General features: G+C 34.9%; 19 protein-coding genes. All 19 read right to left on the bottom strand.

All coding sequences use genetic code 11. The annotated features are described in order from the left end of the window. Window positions 1-4 precede the first annotated feature (4 nt). Window positions 5-1,078, bottom strand: a complete 1,074-nt coding sequence (locus Tanf_RS01250; RefSeq protein ID WP_140230619.1) for a glycosyltransferase family protein — start codon at window positions 1,076-1,078, stop codon at window positions 5-7. A gap of 88 nt (window positions 1,079-1,166) precedes the next feature. Next, entirely contained in the window at window positions 1,167-1,670 is a 504-nt protein-coding gene (locus Tanf_RS14020; protein ID WP_074451633.1) for a class I SAM-dependent methyltransferase, read from the bottom strand. Further along, on the bottom strand, window positions 1,657-1,929 hold the full coding sequence (locus Tanf_RS15705) for a class I SAM-dependent methyltransferase (RefSeq protein WP_014224474.1): 273 nt from the start codon (window positions 1,927-1,929) through the stop codon (window positions 1,657-1,659). Before Tanf_RS15705 ends, Tanf_RS14020 begins: the two co-directional genes overlap by 14 nt. Window positions 1,930-1,942: 13 nt before the next feature. After that, window positions 1,943-3,280, bottom strand: coding sequence for a BFO_1060 family glycosyltransferase (locus Tanf_RS13735; RefSeq protein ID WP_140230620.1), 1,338 nt, complete (start codon window positions 3,278-3,280; stop codon window positions 1,943-1,945). Next, a complete protein-coding gene (pseI, locus tag Tanf_RS01230; protein WP_046824606.1) occupies window positions 3,277-4,287 on the bottom strand; it encodes a pseudaminic acid synthase in 1,011 nt (336 codons plus the stop codon). Before pseI ends, Tanf_RS13735 begins: the two co-directional genes overlap by 4 nt. Window positions 4,288-4,511: 224 nt before the next feature. Then, window positions 4,512-5,477, bottom strand: coding sequence for a UDP-2,4-diacetamido-2,4,6-trideoxy-beta-L-altropyranose hydrolase (gene pseG / locus Tanf_RS01225; protein ID WP_052448958.1), 966 nt, complete (start codon window positions 5,475-5,477; stop codon window positions 4,512-4,514). 41 nt (window positions 5,478-5,518) lie between these two features. Next, window positions 5,519-5,737 carry an acyl carrier protein gene (locus Tanf_RS01220; RefSeq protein WP_046824605.1) on the bottom strand — a complete coding sequence of 73 codons (219 nt, stop codon included), beginning with the start codon at window positions 5,735-5,737 and terminating at the stop codon, window positions 5,519-5,521. 5 nt (window positions 5,738-5,742) lie between these two features. After that, complete coding sequence (locus Tanf_RS01215; RefSeq protein WP_236684354.1) at window positions 5,743-7,302, bottom strand: HAD-IIIC family phosphatase; 1,560 nt, start codon at window positions 7,300-7,302, stop codon at window positions 5,743-5,745. 75 nt (window positions 7,303-7,377) lie between these two features. Then, entirely contained in the window at window positions 7,378-7,779 is a 402-nt protein-coding gene (locus tag Tanf_RS01210) for a VOC family protein (RefSeq protein WP_046824603.1), read from the bottom strand. Window positions 7,780-7,784: 5 nt separating this feature from the next. After that, the gene (pseH, locus tag Tanf_RS13730; RefSeq protein WP_052448957.1) at window positions 7,785-8,384 is read right to left on the bottom strand and encodes a UDP-4-amino-4,6-dideoxy-N-acetyl-beta-L-altrosamine N-acetyltransferase; all 600 of its coding nucleotides are present in this window, start codon (window positions 8,382-8,384) and stop codon (window positions 7,785-7,787) included. 2 nt (window positions 8,385-8,386) lie between these two features. Next, the gene (locus Tanf_RS15355; RefSeq protein ID WP_201774569.1) at window positions 8,387-8,800 is read right to left on the bottom strand and encodes a class I SAM-dependent methyltransferase; all 414 of its coding nucleotides are present in this window, start codon (window positions 8,798-8,800) and stop codon (window positions 8,387-8,389) included. After that, complete coding sequence (locus tag Tanf_RS15350) at window positions 8,751-9,131, bottom strand: hypothetical protein (RefSeq protein ID WP_201774568.1); 381 nt, start codon at window positions 9,129-9,131, stop codon at window positions 8,751-8,753. The genes Tanf_RS15355 and Tanf_RS15350 overlap by 50 nt, the downstream gene beginning before the upstream one ends. A gap of 32 nt (window positions 9,132-9,163) precedes the next feature. Then, a complete protein-coding gene (locus tag Tanf_RS01195) occupies window positions 9,164-10,468 on the bottom strand; it encodes an aminotransferase class III-fold pyridoxal phosphate-dependent enzyme (RefSeq protein ID WP_046824602.1) in 1,305 nt (434 codons plus the stop codon). A 5-nt stretch (window positions 10,469-10,473) separates the two neighbouring features. Next, a complete protein-coding gene (locus Tanf_RS01190) occupies window positions 10,474-11,241 on the bottom strand; it encodes a cytidylyltransferase domain-containing protein (RefSeq protein WP_046824601.1) in 768 nt (255 codons plus the stop codon). Window position 11,242: 1 nt separating this feature from the next. After that, the gene (locus tag Tanf_RS01185; protein WP_052448956.1) at window positions 11,243-12,190 is read right to left on the bottom strand and encodes an aldo/keto reductase; all 948 of its coding nucleotides are present in this window, start codon (window positions 12,188-12,190) and stop codon (window positions 11,243-11,245) included. A gap of 59 nt (window positions 12,191-12,249) precedes the next feature. Next, a complete protein-coding gene (gene pseC / locus Tanf_RS01180) occupies window positions 12,250-13,413 on the bottom strand; it encodes a UDP-4-amino-4,6-dideoxy-N-acetyl-beta-L-altrosamine transaminase (RefSeq protein ID WP_046824600.1) in 1,164 nt (387 codons plus the stop codon). Then, entirely contained in the window at window positions 13,413-14,432 is a 1,020-nt protein-coding gene (gene pseB / locus Tanf_RS01175; RefSeq protein ID WP_046824599.1) for a UDP-N-acetylglucosamine 4,6-dehydratase (inverting), read from the bottom strand. The genes pseC and pseB overlap by 1 nt, the downstream gene beginning before the upstream one ends. Then, on the bottom strand, window positions 14,422-15,876 hold the full coding sequence (locus tag Tanf_RS01170; protein WP_046824598.1) for a lipopolysaccharide biosynthesis protein: 1,455 nt from the start codon (window positions 15,874-15,876) through the stop codon (window positions 14,422-14,424). The genes pseB and Tanf_RS01170 overlap by 11 nt, the downstream gene beginning before the upstream one ends. Before the next feature lie 7 nt (window positions 15,877-15,883). Beyond that, window positions 15,884-16,858, bottom strand: coding sequence for a coiled-coil domain-containing protein (locus Tanf_RS01165; RefSeq protein WP_046824597.1), 975 nt, complete (start codon window positions 16,856-16,858; stop codon window positions 15,884-15,886). Window positions 16,859-16,879: the final 21 nt, after the last annotated feature.

Here is a 16,879-nt window from a genome sequence, read left to right as displayed (position 1 = left end):
CTTATTATAATTCTTTTATCCATTCTAATACATTTGCAAAGTTGACATCAAATGCCCATTTCTCTCTATCTTCAAAAACATTTCTTCGCATAGTATCAAGAGTATCAGGATTAGACATGTATTTTATAGCTTCTATTAACCCATTCATATCTTTATAATAAACAGCTCTTCCATAGTTATTCTCATTAATAATATCAAATGCATCACCTAATGGTATAGAAGCTAACACAGGTAGTCCCATATTAATATATTCAAATAATTTGGAAGGAACACAAGCGCCCCAATAATCTCCTCTCAGAGAGAGAAAACCAATATCGGCACTCTTTGACATTGTTATTATATATTGATCGTGAGACATCATTGGCAATAACTTAATCCTATCAGACTTATCATATTTCAACATTGGTGTATAATTTTCATATTTACCAATAAATATTCCCTCTACGTTTGTCGTTTTCAAAATAGCTTCCGCCAATATTTCAGGCGATTGCTCTTTCGCCAATACCCCACCATAAAGAATTCTAAGCGGATAAGAGTTCTTTTTTTCTTCTATGCTAATTGGTATCTTCTTTGTATAACCATGATAGCAGTTTTTAACTATTTTAATCCGAGGATATTTCTTCTTTAGTGCCAAATTTAAAGTCATAGAAGATGTAATAACCATATCTGCCTCTGGAACATATTTAGCCTCAAAAGCATCTCGTTTTACAGCAAAAACAGGAGGAGTACGACTTAGGCCATTAACCGTCGTATAATTAATAGGATCATGAAAATTAACCACAAATTTACATCCCAGACTCTTCTTTAACAAGAAACCTAATTTTATCATACCCAACTCACCGCCACTCGTACAAAAAAGGATGTCATCTTTTTTTATCCTATCCTTTAGGTATCTATATGAAGTACGCACCCATTTATCTAAATAATCTTCATAAATGCCAAAATTCTCAAACCACAAATCAATCTTATTATTTAAATATGGTATTTTTATCAAATTCTCTGAGCAAATTATGGTTTTATTCTCATAATTAGGTGTCACAACTGTCACATCATAACCGGCATTACGGAATATTTCCACCTTTCTCAATCGTGTTATCACTCCCCCTCCTACACTAGGCAAGTATGATCTGGTAAAAAAATAGATTTTCCTCATTTAACTATTTTATTCAATCATAGTTTTCGATACATGCCTCTCTTACTTTCTTGAATCTAAAGCTCATTGTATATGACCAATTCCCCCTCTTTCCACGATTCTTTTTATTGGTGTACGCAGGTAGCCATTTCCCTATTATAGGAATTCTTTTCCATATAAAGTAAGGTTGGGCAACTCCTTCTATTGGTAAGTATGCTTCCATTTCAAAACCACACGAAGCCAATAAGGTAACAAAATTATATGCATCCCATGCGTTAATATGATTATGCACCTTATTATAATTTGACAACATTTCCATAGAATGCCTTCGTAGACGATCAGTAGATATAAAGAAAGTCCCCCATATAAAATTAGGGTTTATAATGTTTGGCAAACTGATAATCAAGCATCCTCCTGATTTTAGCATTCTATTTATTCTACATAAATAATTACCAACATTATGTACGTGTTCTATTACTTGTGATGAAAAAACAAGATCGTACTTTAATTCAGGAAATGAAAATTCATGAATAGTCATCCATTTTACCCCCCCCCTGAAAACTTATTTTTGCTTTCGTTAACTCTATTTCAGATTGCTCTACCGCATCAACTTTACATTTGTATTTGTTGTAAAAATATTGACTGACACAACCTGTCCCACAACCATAATCAAGAATGCAATCAGACTCTTTTATTGGAGGAAAGAGTTCCAGGATTCTCACATATCTACCATATTTATCATTAAATATGGAATGATAATATGCATGTACGTCTTTTCTTATTTGCCCTATATCCATTGTACCTCTATACTTATATTACTGTTATTGTTCGTAGATCCTCTTTTGATAATCCCATTTTTTTATAATAGGCAATCTGTTGATTATATATTTCTGCATTCCGTTGAGACAGTTCTTCGTGATCAAATCCTCTCAGTTTGTCATAAATAAAATTGTTTGTTTTTCGAGGGATCCCACGTGAAAGCAAATATTGTTTCCATTTAATCTTTCTCAAATCAAAAGGAATTCTTTTTTTCTCTCGCTTCTCTTCTTCTTTTAAAACACGGATAATTTCATTTCCGGCTCTGACATGATTCAGTCCGTCATCCCATTGTATCGTCTCCCTGATCACTTCTTTTCTCTCCGATTCCATTGCCTGAAAGCCGGGCAATTCATGCGTTGAATAGAAGGAATCAATTGCAGCCTGCAATGTAGGTACATCAGGGTAATTCGGAGAACCTTTATACACATTCGCCCGTGGAAAATCAATTCCCGTAGGATTTAACAAGCATGTTTGTTTCCCTAAGAGCCATGCCTCAATAACGGTCGTAGATTCATACGTAATCCAGAAATCACTTACCGCAATACAATCAACGATTGATTCTTTTTTCAATATAAGGACATTGGGGAATTTTTCGGCTCCGGCTATTCCTGATTCAAATAATCCTCTTGTATTTCCGGGATGTTCTTTTAGTAAGAACAAAATATCGGGATTCTTCTCGATGATATTTAATAATACTTGATTTGATAAATCACGATCTTTTTGAAATCGAGTAATTGTATCACTTCCATATAAGGATAAAAAATATTCATATCTTGTATCTCCAGGGAATGCGACAGCAAAATCCCAACATCCCCAACCTATAATTTTATTATATCCTTCTTTGTGATATTTGTGTAAAAAAACATCTCTCTTGAGAGGTTTAACTATTTTATAATAATCAAATCCTGCTGCTCCTGAAACTTTTATTTGTGACTGAAATTGTGGATACGCATCTACAGTCATCTTTCTAGTTCGTTCACTCCACTGCATGTTTATTCTTTCATAGAAAACATGATCTTTATTCCATCCCCATACAAATTCAGGTAGGGTCTCGCTTGAGGTTTTAAAATTTCCTTCTGAAACAGACGTTATTACTTTTATTCCTCTTAATGCTGCATACTTAACTATATGGAAATTAATTTTAGCACCCGTCCCATTTGTTATAAATAATAATAACGGATGGTACTTATTGATCATTTCAAATCCATGAAATACAGACCTTTCCACAACGGAAAATTCCATCATCTTTAAATAATTACAAATCAAAGTTGCCGTATTTCTATCCCTTGAAGGATATGAGGTCCATTCTAAATTTAAAACATCAATCATTTCTTAATGTAATCTAAGTCCAACCGCATTCCTTTTTTTAAGTCTCGATTCACTCTCTTTCCAATTATATCTTTTAGATATTTGGGATGTAAACCATACCCAGGACGAACAGATCGCACGTTTCGTTCTGTAAGTATATTCCCTTCTTTTATATCTTCAGCAATATATAATGAACGACTAAATTCACGCCCTATTTTCATTTTATCAGTTAATTCGTATTTTATTTTTCCAATAATCTTTTCGGCATCACGAACATCTTTCACCATTTGTTTGAACTCTGCTTCATTCATGGAGAATGTCGCATCAGGGCCTCCTATAGACCGATCCATAATAAAATGCTTTTCAATCATTGTTGCTCCAAGAGCAACTGCCGTAATAGCAGAGATAGACCCTAATGTATGATCCGATAATCCAGATTTTACACCAAAGCGCTTAGCTAAATCTGGAATCATGCATAAGTTTGCATCCTCTATTGGGGCTGGATAAGAAGAGGTACACTTTAAAAGTGTTATATCATCATTACCGACTGCGCGACAGGTGTCAACCGCCAATTGAATATCTTCGAGCATTGCAACGCCCGTTGATATAATCATTGGTTTCATTTTCATTGCCGTATATTCGATTAACGATATATCTGTAATCTCAAATGAAGCTATTTTATAAATCGGGTTTCCTAATGTCTCTAAAAAATCAACAGCCGTCTTATCAAAAGGAGTGGAAAAACAGAGAAGCCCTTCTTCTTTTGCTATTCGAAAAAGTTCATCATGCCACTCCCATGGTGTATATGCTTTCTGATACAAATCATATAGATACTGCCCATCCCATAAAGTACCTTGTGCTATTTTAAAATCCGGCATATGACAATTCAAAGTCATTGTCTCAGCAGTGTAAGTTTGAAACTTAATCGCGTCAGCACCAGCGCGTTTTGCCGATTTAATTGTTTCAATAGCGATTTTTATACTTCCATTGTGATTGGCTGATAGTTCTGCTACAATTGTTGTCTTCATATTGTATTACGAATTATTTGTTTGAATTGGCTTTGCATATTTTTACAAGACTGCAAATATCATACGTTTATTGTTAAATTATCTCAATTATTTACTGTCACATTCACCAAAAGTAAATCAAGAGAATTTTCTATTGTTTTTTTGCGAAATTTTTCACCCTTCATCAATTACTATTGCGTCTACTTTGTGTTTCCGTAGGAAGAATATCTTAAAAAACAACATTGTTATATTCCGTGAAAAGCATGGATATATTTTTTTGAGATATCTTGTATTTCCCAGATTTTAACATCATTATCCCCTCTCTTTATTTGTGACACATTACATAAACCATGGATCGTCCGCTCATTTAGAAAACCCAAACCAACTATTCTTTTATTTTTTAATAGAGAATGATACATTTCTTTTTGGTTTTTTGTATACCATCCTGCAATTACGGGACATTTACAAGCTAATGCTTCAATACAAACTGTACTTGATGGAAGTATTACAAATTCAACCTTACGAAATAAGTCAGCCATCTGAAAAGCACTTAGATTTTTGACAATTTGGACTTTACCAACCTTTTTCAGCTTCTTTTCAAATGGAAATGCATCCCCCACAATTGCTGTAATTCTGTCTATTTCACAGTCATTCGTGATTTTTTCAGAGAATTTTGTTGTAAGATTATTCCAATCAGCGCCACCAAAAGAAATAGCAATATGCCCTTTTTCTCGATCCCGAATGGAACCAGAACATCGAAACGGTTTACGTATCAAAGCCCAATCCAACCCAAGAAGCAACCTTGTATATGGCTCAACATCAAACAATTTTGGGTTATCTAATCCATGATTAATCACAGCATCTGCAATATAATGCTTATCATGCATATCATCAATACAGACCAATTTACACCCTTTAGACTTTATTTTTTTTTGATAATCAGTTGAATAAAAATAATTATCTAATACCACTATCTCTTTGCCAGAAAGCATTCTTAAAAACAATGAAAATTTACTGTTGTCAGAAGGAAGTCCTATTAGAGGGCAAATTCGTTCAACTTCTCTTTTTTGGTATTCTGTTGGGTCTTGCGTAACGAATACACATTCAAACTCTTCTTTTAGCATATCCGCCAAAGCCAATGTACGTACAAAATGCCCGTATCCAATCCTCTTGCCGGCATCTGCACGAAATATAATCTGACGTTTGCCCATCCTTTTGTACGTTTTACAAGATATAATATTTTGCAGAAATATTATAATTTTCTTGCAACGATTTCATAAATAGACTTGATATCCTTCATTTCTGCTATTTCTTCCGGTTCAAATGAAACTCCAAATGAATCTTCAAGTTCGACAATGAGATATAAATGTTTTAGAGAATCCCACTTATCACAATCTCTTTGTGCAGTTTCATCTGTCACATTTTGCATCTTTAAGACAGAGGATACAATTTTTTTTATCTTCTCTTTCATTTTTTTTATTGATATTTATAATATATACTGGGAGTATAATGATATAAGTTTAAATTCAATGAATAATATTTAATGCCCCTTTCCTCTCTTACTAATGATAGACCTGCATGATCATAAAATTCAGAGGTTTGACTGTTCTTTGCTGTTGCAATATATGAAGCATCTACTGAATCAAGGCCATGTTTTTTGAGCTCATTTAAAATATAATGAATAAATTCCATTTCGATGTTTTTTCCTAATATTCTACAACTCAACAAAAATGTATCTATATTCGCTCTATTGTGGTCAAAAGTTATTATAGAACAGCCTGTAATACCATTGTCTCCAAATTTATCACAGACCGAAAGTGTATATATTTTTGAATTATTATTAATAAAGTCTCTAATATCCATCTCTGTATAACGCCTTGTTGTCAGATTAAATTGATTTGTTTTCTGTGTCATTTGAGCAATCCGTGCCAGTGTTTTTTCATTCACTTCACGGACAGAAAGAATAATGTCAAGGCTTTTCAGATATTCATCCATATTAGAAAACATCTTTTTAGCTTCACGTCGTTGCAAATTCGCTTTGTATTGCTCGGTTTTATTTAAATCTTCTTTTGTTAATCTGTAGACAGAAAAATATCTCTCTGCAACATCTTTAATAAATGGAGGTAATAAATAGGGTTGTTCGGGAAAATCAGGAACAATGACTTCAGGTAACATTTTTTGAATCAATGCACGTTCTGCAGGATTATCATCAATAAAAACCATACTGTCTGTACTGATATTCAAATCTTCCGCTATCTGCTGAATGTTAGAAGCTTTATTCATCCAATTTATTTTACAAGATGCAAAATGTTTTTGATTAAGGATATTGTCGGGATGTTCATCCCATAGTTGCATGACATCGTCTATGTTATTTTTACTACACACGGAGAGAATTATTCCTTGTTTGTTAAGTTCTTCGAGGCAGTGTTGAAAGTATAGGAATGCTTTGCCCGGATAATCTCCCCCAAGGGCTATACCATTAGGTCCATCTTCACCTAATATACCGCCCCACAAAGTATTATCAAGGTCTAAGACAAGGCATTTCTTTCGTTTAAGGTCTATTGCATCGAGTTGATGTTCAAACCAGCTTTTAAACGGTTTAGCCAGTCGCGGATTAAGAGCCATTTGTGAGATAAAATAGTATTTCCAATCAATCTGGTCACAATCGGAATAACGTAAAAGAAATTTTGCAAAATCGATAACTTTTACTTGTTCATTTTGTGATGCGATATGATAAAGAGCCTTGTTGTATTGGGTGACAGCATCACTAATGCGAGTATCCGATATAATATTGTTAATATCAAAAACAAGATGCATTGTAAAACAAATAAGCGTTTTATTTTTAGGGAGTTGGAATACTGTCATTTTCAACATATTTGTATAGCTGTATATCTTATCGGCCATTTTTTGTATATCACATATGAGAGGGGGCAAATAAAACCAAACATATCGGTCCACATCTACATTTATTGTTGAAATGTCCTCATAACCAGAGAATGTTGCTTCAATATTGCTGAAGAAATTCTCTATTGTCATATTTCTATAGATATAATATTTCATATTGAGAGCACAAAGAACAATCGTATTTTCCATCTATGACAGAAACGTAGGTTAACTACCTAATAGTTCTATCAATCCAACATTCTTATTGTATATGTAACAGATAGGTCTGTTCTCAAAAGCAATCGCCTCTACGGGCTTGAATAATGGTATAAAATGTTTCTTACGCATGATTTTTATCGCTTCATATATATCATCCACCTCATAACAAATGTGATAAGGTGTCACACCGTTTTTTTCAAGAATCTTACAGACTGGCGACTTATCATCAATTGGAGACACCAACTCGATTAGAGGTTGACCGTTCTTTGATAAAAATGCTATTTGACTGTTTTGTACCTTATCTATTGTTATTTTGCTCATAGACCATCCTTCGGATGTGTAAAAAAAAGCAGTCTCTGCAATATCACATACGGCGTATCCTATATGATGGAAATTAAATTTTTGAAGCATATTTATCAGATTTTTGATTCCCTACAAAACCGAACAAAAAGCCTAATATCATTTTTTTTTAAACCATCCCTCATGAAATCTTCTTTTTTCAAAGTCCAACTCAAAAAATTTCGGCTGTTTCCATTCTTCTTTATTGTCAAATATTCTCCCATAATACATCCCAAATATTTATCTAAAAGAAGAGCATTTCTATTATCGGCATGAGTGGCACCAAATAAAATATTAAACATTAGACATTTAAAGGAGAACAAGAAGTTGTGAAAAGCAAAAGTAAGCCCCAATCCGCTATTTAATATTCTGGGAATTAAATAGTAACCTAATTCCGCCTGTTTATTTGATTCGTCTATCTTTACCAAAGATACTACTCCAATAGGATTTTCTTTATAGTGAACGAACCAATATGTTACATCTTTCCTTTTATTTAATGATGATATAAAAATTTGATGTTCCTCTTCTGAAATTTCATCATCATTATACATATACTTTCTGATATCTGGATGATTTCTCCACTGTCTAACATTCTCTATTAAGGATGAATCTCTAGAAAGATGAGTAAAATTGATATATTTAAACTCTCCAATTTCGAATATCTTTTTTTTTGTCATACTTACAGTTTTATATATGAGCAATATGGATTTTGCCTATCTCTTTGTAATCGATATTTGGTCAGGTCTAATACTTCTCGAACGGCAATTGTTTCACCCGGAAAATACTTGCAATTTAATTCATCAAAAGCCAAAATAGATCCTTTGGTACAATATGGAAGTATAGCCTCAAGGCAGTCTTTAGTAGGTTGGTATAGATCAAAATCGAAATAAGCTAAAGAAATGACTGTTTCAGGTCTTTCTTTTAAGAAAGTTTTTATCGTTTGAGAGGCATCACCTTCTATCAGTTGAAACTTCTTAATGTGAGAAATAGGACTTTCATTCTCATGATATTCAAGAATTTTTGCAAGATATTCCATATAATCTTCAGTTACCGAATAGTTTACTGTTTTTACCGCCCCCCCCGTCTTTAACATTTGTTTTGGGGAACCCTGAAAATGTATCAAACCCATAAATTGTTCTATTGTAATTGTATGGTTCATACATCCCTCGAAAAGAGGAGAACAAAGACAGGTTTTGTCCCCATCTAACGCCAAATTCGATAATAACCCCATGGATATTCAAAATTTTTTGATACAATTTATTCATAAAAAAAATTCGAGACAAGGTCTGCCGATTTAAAAATAATCCTATATTGTTCAATCTTTCAGAAGGAGGGATTGGACAACTCTCAAACAAATCCCAGAATTTTTCTCTTATACATTCTTCTTTGGAGGTAGAATCTGTGATAGTTTTTATCTTTTTCATTTTAACATGTATTGTAATAGGACTCTTAATGTTCAATTCAATCTTTTAAATCCCCCATGGCACATAGGACCTTTCAGGGCTTTCGTTATGTCTCTACCATCTTCGAAGTCCCTAATATCTGCAAAAAGCTTGTCTAATTCATAAAAATATCCGTCCAGAATATCCTTTGTATGGCAGATGCATGTATACATGCTGTTTCCTGCTAAATATCCCTTTGCTAACATCTCTTGAGTTATATATGTTTTATATGCAAGATTTTTCTCACTGTTAAAAGTGAATCCGGCCAATGCAGGAATTCCCCATTGGGTTATAGACAAACCATATTTATCAGCTATCTGTTGCCATCTTTTTTTGTTTTCAAGTCCAATTTTTGTTATTATCTCCCATGATTTTATTCTTTTCATAATTTTCAGGGTTGCAATTGCAGCGGTCGGACCAATTCTTTCTGTCCAAAAGGTACTACTGATAAATGTTTTTTGGGCCGTTTCCATGATATGACGTTTACCGACTACCGCAGAAATAGCATAACCATTTCCTATTGTTTTACTAAAAATAGCCATATCCGGCTCAACATTATACTTCTTATATAATCCTCCAAACGTTTCCCTAAACCCACTGGAACATTCGTCAAAAATAAGAATGATTTTTCTTTCTGATGCCAATTGGCGTATTTTTTGAAGAAAATTATCTTCCGGCCCCATATTTCTACAAACCTCCATTTTAATGACTCCAACATTATTCTTATTGACAATGTCAAGTAATTCTTGGAAGTTATTATAATTAAATGGGATTGTCATATCTTGTAGTACTCTTGGTACGCCGGCAGGGTCCAATCCGGGAAGGAGGTGGCCCGCTAATCTTTCCTCATTCCCCAAATTAGCGGAAAGATACCAATCATGCCATCCATGATATCCACATACAGCCACTTTATCTTTTCCACTTGCAACTCGAGCTATTCGAATTGCTATTGCATTTATTTCTCCTCCAGTTCTAGCAAAACGAACCATGTCTGCCCATGGATTCAGTTCGATCAATTTTTCTGCTAACTCCACTTCTTCCGGACAATTGAGTGTCGATAAATTACCATTTTTAATTGTACAAGTAACGGCCTCATCAACTTCATCATTACCATAACCTAATGTATTTGTTCCAACTCCCATAAGAGAGAGGTCAAAGTATTCCTTACCATCCAAGTCCCAAATTTTACATCCTTTTGCTTTGCTAAAATATGCGGGCCAAAATTCCGGCAAAAACATTTCAGGCCTTTTCGATAATAACATTGTTCCACCGGGAATCAATCCTTTAGCTTTCTTGTATAAATTCTGTCCTTTATTCATTGCGCTTATCTTATTTTTAAATCATTATTTATTGACTTTAAATATCCTTCATTGCGTCTGTATTGATTATTAATATCAAAAACACTCCTTTCTTTTGATAGATAATCAATATATTCCGTCCACCCTTTTTGATATCCTAAATGTTCAATTAAAATTTTGATTACCTCAAAGTCTTCTATTTCATCTATCGTAATACGAAACCGAGAAAAATCTCCTTTATCACAAGGGATATGGTATGTCTTAAACAAATCGCCCCCTTTGGCTGTTCCATTTTTCCATATATATGGAGTTACATGTTCCCTTTCTGATTTCATCTTAGCCTCTTCACAAGCTTTTTTTAACACGGAATATTTGAAAACTTCCGTATCCAGGCCATCAGGATAACTGTTCGAGTCTGTTGCAACATAATCATAATCACCATCTATAGTAAATCTTATTACATCATCAATAACAGATGGATCTATTAATGGGCAATCTGATGTGAAACGAACAATATAATCCGGATTTTCAGGCTCTGCAGTCTTACAAAAGCGATCCAAAACATCATCAACTGAACCTTGATAATATCCAATATTTAATATGTTCGCGATATTAATTATATACTTTGCTCCCTCTTCGTTAGTCGTTGCTATTTTTAATTCATTAATTAGTTTTGATTGCAGAATTCGATGTATATGTATCTCCAACAATGTCTTACCCGCAACTTCCTTTAATATTTTCGCCGGTAAACGTGTAGAACCATATCTTGCCTGAGTAATAGCCAATATTTTCATTTTAATTCCAATTAACGGGGTTCAGTAAATTCTTTTCTGTAACATCTATGGATGAAACAAAGGAAGCATCTTTATCCGATATGCAATAATTGCAAATAGCGATATTCTTTTCAAATTGTTTAATGCCATCCACACCTATCAAGACTTTATCTATGAGCGGATTGCTTGTCACAAACCCCAATGCCAATTTTTCTATACTTATAGAATGAGCATCACAATATTTATGCAATTCATTTAAATGTGATTTAAGAGGGAGAAGTTTTTGGGGCAAGGAGAGGATTTCTTTAAAGAACAAACCTTGAAGAAATACGGATCTAGTATGTATTTCCACTCCGAGATTTTTAAGTATACTCAGATAAGGAGCAAATTGTCTGTCAAAGATATTATAAGGGAATTGCACAAGATCGAATTTTACCTTATTGTTAAGAAGGAATTCCAATTCTTCTATGTGATAAATAGAAAACCCTATTTTTTGAACCAATTTTTGCTCTTTTAACCTGAGAAAACTATCCCATATAGACGGATTTTTTTTATAAAAATCAAAATGGTGTACCAAATATCCATATAACCGACTCTGTTTCATTTGTTTTAACGATTCTTTAAACATGTCATATACAGACTTGTCACTTTGGGGATATTTAGATATCACATTAAAACCTCGTGGATAATTGTCTAATATAGTTCCTAATATTTTTTCACTATTTCCATATGCAGATGAAGTGTCTATGAAACAAACATTCGCTTTCTTGGCTAAAGCAAGGATCTTATCTGCTTCATCAATTGAAACTTGACCTGACATATTATTAATACCATAATTCAATCCAAATTGAACTGTTCCTATAATCAGTTTATTCTGTAAACTCCTCATTTGTGCTTTAATTCTTTTTTTTCTTATCAAAGAAAGAGGTGATTTATTTTTCGCAACTTCGTCTTTCTTTTTTTTTGACAAATTGCCAAGTTCTGCTTCCCCAAGGGGGAATCGTTTCCTTTCGATTTGTTATATCCTGTCTATTTGATAAAAAAATTAATCACTTTCTCTATAATATAATTTTGTTCTTCTTCGGTTAGAGAAGGAAACATTGGCAGACTTAAGCAATGTTGATAATATGCTTCAACGATCGGAAAATCTCCTTTTTTATTTCCTCTCTTTTGATAATACGGCATTAGATGTAATGGTATGTAGTGTACTTGTGTTAAAATATTATTTTTGTGTAGGTAATTATATAAATTTAATCGATCTTCTACCTGAATAACATATAAGTGATATGCATGATGATACCTTTCTTCTACATAAGGAATCTTGATACCTTGTATTGTCTTGAAAGCCTGGTTATAGTTCTCGGCTATTTGTCGCCTGCGAATTATACCCGTATCAGCTCGCTTAAGCTGTGAAATTCCTAATGCTGCCTGAAAATCAGTAAGACGATAATTATACCCAAGGTCTATCATTTCATTATACCACCCCCCATGATTTTCCTGCATTAACAAAGGATCTTTAGTTATTCCATGAGTGCGATAAAGACAAAGTTTATCATATAAGATCTTACTGTTTGTTGTAATCATTCCCCCTTCACCGGTAGCAATATGCTTCACTGGATGAAATGAAAATACTGAAATATCGGCCAATGTACCATTACCGCACATTTGTATATCTCCTTGATTGTCAACAAAATAACCACCTGGTGCATGACAAGCATCTTCTAATATCCATAAGCCATATTCATCAGCTAATTGGCGAAGTTTCTCCAGATTTACAGGATATCCAGCAAAGTCGACAGGCACGACTCCTTGGTATGTTCCCATAGGAGATGAACTAAGTATGTTATGCAGTTTGTCAATATCTATCAAATAAGAGTCTTTGTCAATATCACAAAACACGACATTACCTCCACAGTACCGAATGCAATTTGCACTTGCTGCAAATGTTAGTGGTGTAACAATAACTTTGTCTTCAGGTTTAATACATAAAGCAATAGCAGCTAAATGTAATCCAGCCGTTGCATTATTAACTGCAACAGCGTATTTTGCTCCCACGTATTGGGCAAAAGCATTTTCAAATTCTTTTATTTTAGGCCCTTGTGTCAAAAAATCCGATCGGAGTGTTTCTATAACAGCCTGAATATCTTCCACCGTTATTTTTTGATGTCCATATGGTATCGGTCTTGTTATCATTATGCGTTAAAATGAGGATCAACATATTTTCTTATCTTCTCACGTATTGATTCAACAGTCTCCCAGTCCGAGTTTTCTCCAGAACTATAGTGAAATCCTTCCGGAACATATTTCGCATTATGATGCTTTATGTATTCCGCCGAAGTATGATTAAATGATACTGCCGGTAATATGGCATAATAATTCCCCAAATCCAATGTGTTTAGAGCGTCTGTGATAGTAATCATTTCTTCATGAAGTTTTTCTCCGGGTCGTATACCAATCTGTTTTATCGGAATATTGGGGGCAATCGCCTGAGCAACATCTATAATTCGATAAGATGGGATTTTGGGTATAAAAATTTCTCCCCCTAAATGATGTCCAATTGCATACATAACCAAATCCACCCCGGCCTCCAAAGAAATATTAAATCGAGTCATTCTTTGATCGGTTATAGGGAGATATGCTGCTTTTTGATACTTTTTTTCTATAAAGAAAGGAATAACTGAGCCCCGTGATCCCATTACATTTCCATAACGAACAACTGAAAATCTGATATTACGCCCCCCTTTAATATTATTGGCCGCCGTGAACAACTTGTCTGAAGTTAGTTTTGTTGCTCCATATAAATTAATCGGAGCACAAGCTTTATCAGTAGATAAAGCAATAACATGTTTAACTCCACAGTATAAAGCTGCACGAATAACATTCTGTGCTCCTCCAACGTTTGTTTTTATACACTCTTCCGGATTGTATTCTGCTGTGTCAACTTGCTTAATCGCTGCAGCATGAATGATTACATCTATACCTTCACAAGCTTGTTTAACACGCTCTGCATCTCGCACGTCACCAATAAAAAAGCGCATTTGAGGATATTTATTTGCAGGATACATTTGCTGCATTTTGTATTGTTTTAATTCGCCACGAGAAAAAATAACAATTCGTTTTACGTTTGGATAGTCTTGTAGTATCTTTTTAACAAACATTTTACCAAAGGACCCAGTGCCCCCGGTAATCAATATGGATTTATTATTTAGCATAGCGGTATGTTTTTTTAAATATATAACCAAGGCTTTCTTTAAAAATAACGGAGTTTGTCATCCATAATATCCCAATATAAAAGGCAGCAACTAATATGATCTTAGCAGAGAATAATATGTATATATTTCCAATATTTTTCGTAATAAACCACGTCATTCCAATGGAAAAGATTACAATTACAAAGTATGGCAATATATCTTTTATTATAGATGAAAATCTAATACCAATCAGTTTATTTGTAAAATAGTGATTCGGGAAGAAACACATTAAACGAATTACGATGTAGGCAGTAATCATCGGTATGATTCCTAATGGCCTCATTAATAAAGCGCTTAATATCTGAAAGAAACACATGGCAGTAATGACCCATACATAAACATCCGATTTTCCTTTGGAAATCAGCAAATACACATAGATTGATTCCAAGAAACCAAAACTCCCCCAAATACAGAATAACTGCAAAAATATGACACTGCCCAGCCATTTTTCACCGATCGTCAGTAAAACAAATTCTTTCCCGACAAAAAGTAATCCAAACATTGCAGGAAAAGTAACAAAAGCACCGAATCTTACTAACTTATGAAACACATTAACCTGCCGATGTATATTATCCGAAGCTTCTACGAGAACGGATTGTACCACTCCTGTTATCATCCCCGACAAAACAGAATTACCCAAAGAGGCCCATTTATTACCTTGACTATAATAACCCGTTTCCGTTTTTCCATAATAACGCCCCAATATGACGGAAAAGATATTGGCAGATAACATACCCACAATAACACCGATAAATATCTTCACTCCGAATCCGAACATTTCTTTGAGCGGGGCCCAGTCAAATTCAAATGTCGGCCTCCATGGCGAGAAGTACCAGCGCAGCACTACGGCAATCATTATCTGAGACAGCTGCTGCACCGCCAATCCCCAAAACGCAAAACCGTTTAACGCCAATACCAGCCCGACTGCACCCGAACAGAACACCGCCGCCATATCGATGATTCCACGTTGCTTGGCCATGATTTTTTTAAGTAGATAGGCGTTGTGTGCAATGCCGGAAGACGCAAGGATAAAACTCAGGAAGACGATTCGAGAAAGATGAACCAGCACCGGCTGGTTATAAAACCGGGCAATCAGTGGCGCCGTAAAAAACAGAATGACATACATTCCAATAGCCGCAAAGACATTAAACCAGAAGACCGCATTATAGTCCCTGTGTTCGATAGTTTTTCTGTTGATAAGCGCCGTAGTAAAGCCACTGTCCATAACCGCATTGGCCATCGCCGTGAAGATGGCCAGCATCGCCACTAATCCGTAATCGTCGGGCGAAAGGATCCGGGCGATGGCTATACCAAAAGCCATACCAATCACTTGCTGTACGAAATTGCTGATTCCGCCCCAGAACAAGCCCTTGGCTGTTTTCTCTTTCAGTGTCGCTTCAGGCATTTAGATATTATTCTCCTTCTTTTTCTTTTACGTAGCGAGGTATTGAAGAGTTCTGAATCGCTTTCAATGCAATATCTTTTACACTGGTTTCAGCACGAAGAGCCTTATCGGCATACTCTTTTACCTGTGCCTGGAGCTCTTTTATCTTTTCCTGCAGAGAGGTTATTTGCTGATCTTTCAGACGAATCTCTGCCTCATTCTGCTGTTCGGAGAGTTTGTTTTTAAACTCATACTCCGTCTTTAAGCTCTTTGTGATCTCCGTCTCCTTATCGGTCAGCGCCTTTTCCAACATCTGAGGATACTCGGCGTGATATTTGCGCAACTCCACCAATTCTGCTTCTGCAGTTTTGAGGTTTGTTTCACGTTCCATCATTTCCTGCTCGAACTGCGCTTTTCTCTCTTGAAGCTCTCTTTCGAGTTGCTGCACTTTGGATTTATACTCGTCCGTATCCTTTTGCCTTGCTGTTTTCAGATGGTACGTATACTCTTCTTCTTCACGCTTACGTTGCTTGGCTACTTCGTTGACATACTCCTCCTCTGCCGTTTTGTGTTTCAGCTTCTCCGTCTCCCATAAAAGTCTTGCTTCAGTCATTTCTTTTTCGAAGGCTTCTTTCTTTTCTTTCTGTACAAGAAGCATTGTGGCTAACGAGTCGGTATTGGCCGTGAGCGAGTACAAGTCTTCGAGTTTCTTCTCCTCAACTGCAATGGCCGTTTTTATATCGGATAATTTCTTATATTCGATGGAAAGACCTTCCAATAATTCGTTTAACGAACTATTTAAAGTCACTTTCAGGTTTTCAATACTTTTTCCGATATTGTCTTTTGACAAGTCGGAAACACGATCACTTATTTCTTTATTTTGCTTCTCTTCCTGTTGTAGTTTAGGATGATTGGCTTTGGCTTTCTGCACTTCTTCCAAAAGATTTTCGTATGCTTCGAGAATCTCTGTCTTGGTGTTCTTTGATGATACAACGGTTGCCATAATTATTAATGTTAATTTGTT

This window comes from Tannerella forsythia (genome assembly GCF_001006485.1).
Taxonomy (GTDB): Bacteria; Bacteroidota; Bacteroidia; order Bacteroidales; family Tannerellaceae; genus Tannerella; species Tannerella forsythia.
The sequence above is the reverse complement of the archived record's forward strand: the minus strand, read 5'-3'. Positions and strand labels throughout refer to the sequence as shown.

Bases quoted from the DNA above. Each gene is read 5' to 3' on its own strand.
- Tanf_RS14020 (WP_074451633.1), bottom strand. From the start codon at position 1,670: ATGACTATTCATGAATTTTCATTTCCTGAATTAAAGTACGATCTTGTT.
- Tanf_RS15705 (WP_014224474.1), bottom strand. From the start codon at position 1,929: ATGGATATAGGGCAAATAAGAAAAGACGTACATGCATATTATCATTCC.
- Tanf_RS13735 (WP_140230620.1), bottom strand. From the start codon at position 3,280: ATGATTGATGTTTTAAATTTAGAATGGACCTCATATCCTTCAAGGGAT.
- pseI (WP_046824606.1), bottom strand. From the start codon at position 4,287: ATGAAGACAACAATTGTAGCAGAACTATCAGCCAATCACAATGGAAGT.
- pseG (WP_052448958.1), bottom strand. From the start codon at position 5,477: ATGGGCAAACGTCAGATTATATTTCGTGCAGATGCCGGCAAGAGGATT.
- Tanf_RS01220 (WP_046824605.1), bottom strand. From the start codon at position 5,737: ATGAAAGAGAAGATAAAAAAAATTGTATCCTCTGTCTTAAAGATGCAA.
- Tanf_RS01215 (WP_236684354.1), bottom strand. From the start codon at position 7,302: ATGACAATAGAGAATTTCTTCAGCAATATTGAAGCAACATTCTCTGGT.
- Tanf_RS01210 (WP_046824603.1), bottom strand. From the start codon at position 7,779: ATGCTTCAAAAATTTAATTTCCATCATATAGGATACGCCGTATGTGAT.
- pseH (WP_052448957.1), bottom strand. From the start codon at position 8,384: ATGACAAAAAAAAAGATATTCGAAATTGGAGAGTTTAAATATATCAAT.
- Tanf_RS15355 (WP_201774569.1), bottom strand. From the start codon at position 8,800: ATGTTAAAGACGGGGGGGGCGGTAAAAACAGTAAACTATTCGGTAACT.
- Tanf_RS15350 (WP_201774568.1), bottom strand. From the start codon at position 9,131: ATGAAAAAGATAAAAACTATCACAGATTCTACCTCCAAAGAAGAATGT.
- Tanf_RS01195 (WP_046824602.1), bottom strand. From the start codon at position 10,468: ATGAATAAAGGACAGAATTTATACAAGAAAGCTAAAGGATTGATTCCC.
- Tanf_RS01190 (WP_046824601.1), bottom strand. From the start codon at position 11,241: ATGAAAATATTGGCTATTACTCAGGCAAGATATGGTTCTACACGTTTA.
- pseC (WP_046824600.1), bottom strand. From the start codon at position 13,413: ATGATAACAAGACCGATACCATATGGACATCAAAAAATAACGGTGGAA.
- pseB (WP_046824599.1), bottom strand. From the start codon at position 14,432: ATGCTAAATAATAAATCCATATTGATTACCGGGGGCACTGGGTCCTTT.
- Tanf_RS01170 (WP_046824598.1), bottom strand. From the start codon at position 15,876: ATGCCTGAAGCGACACTGAAAGAGAAAACAGCCAAGGGCTTGTTCTGG.
- Tanf_RS01165 (WP_046824597.1), bottom strand. From the start codon at position 16,858: ATGGCAACCGTTGTATCATCAAAGAACACCAAGACAGAGATTCTCGAA.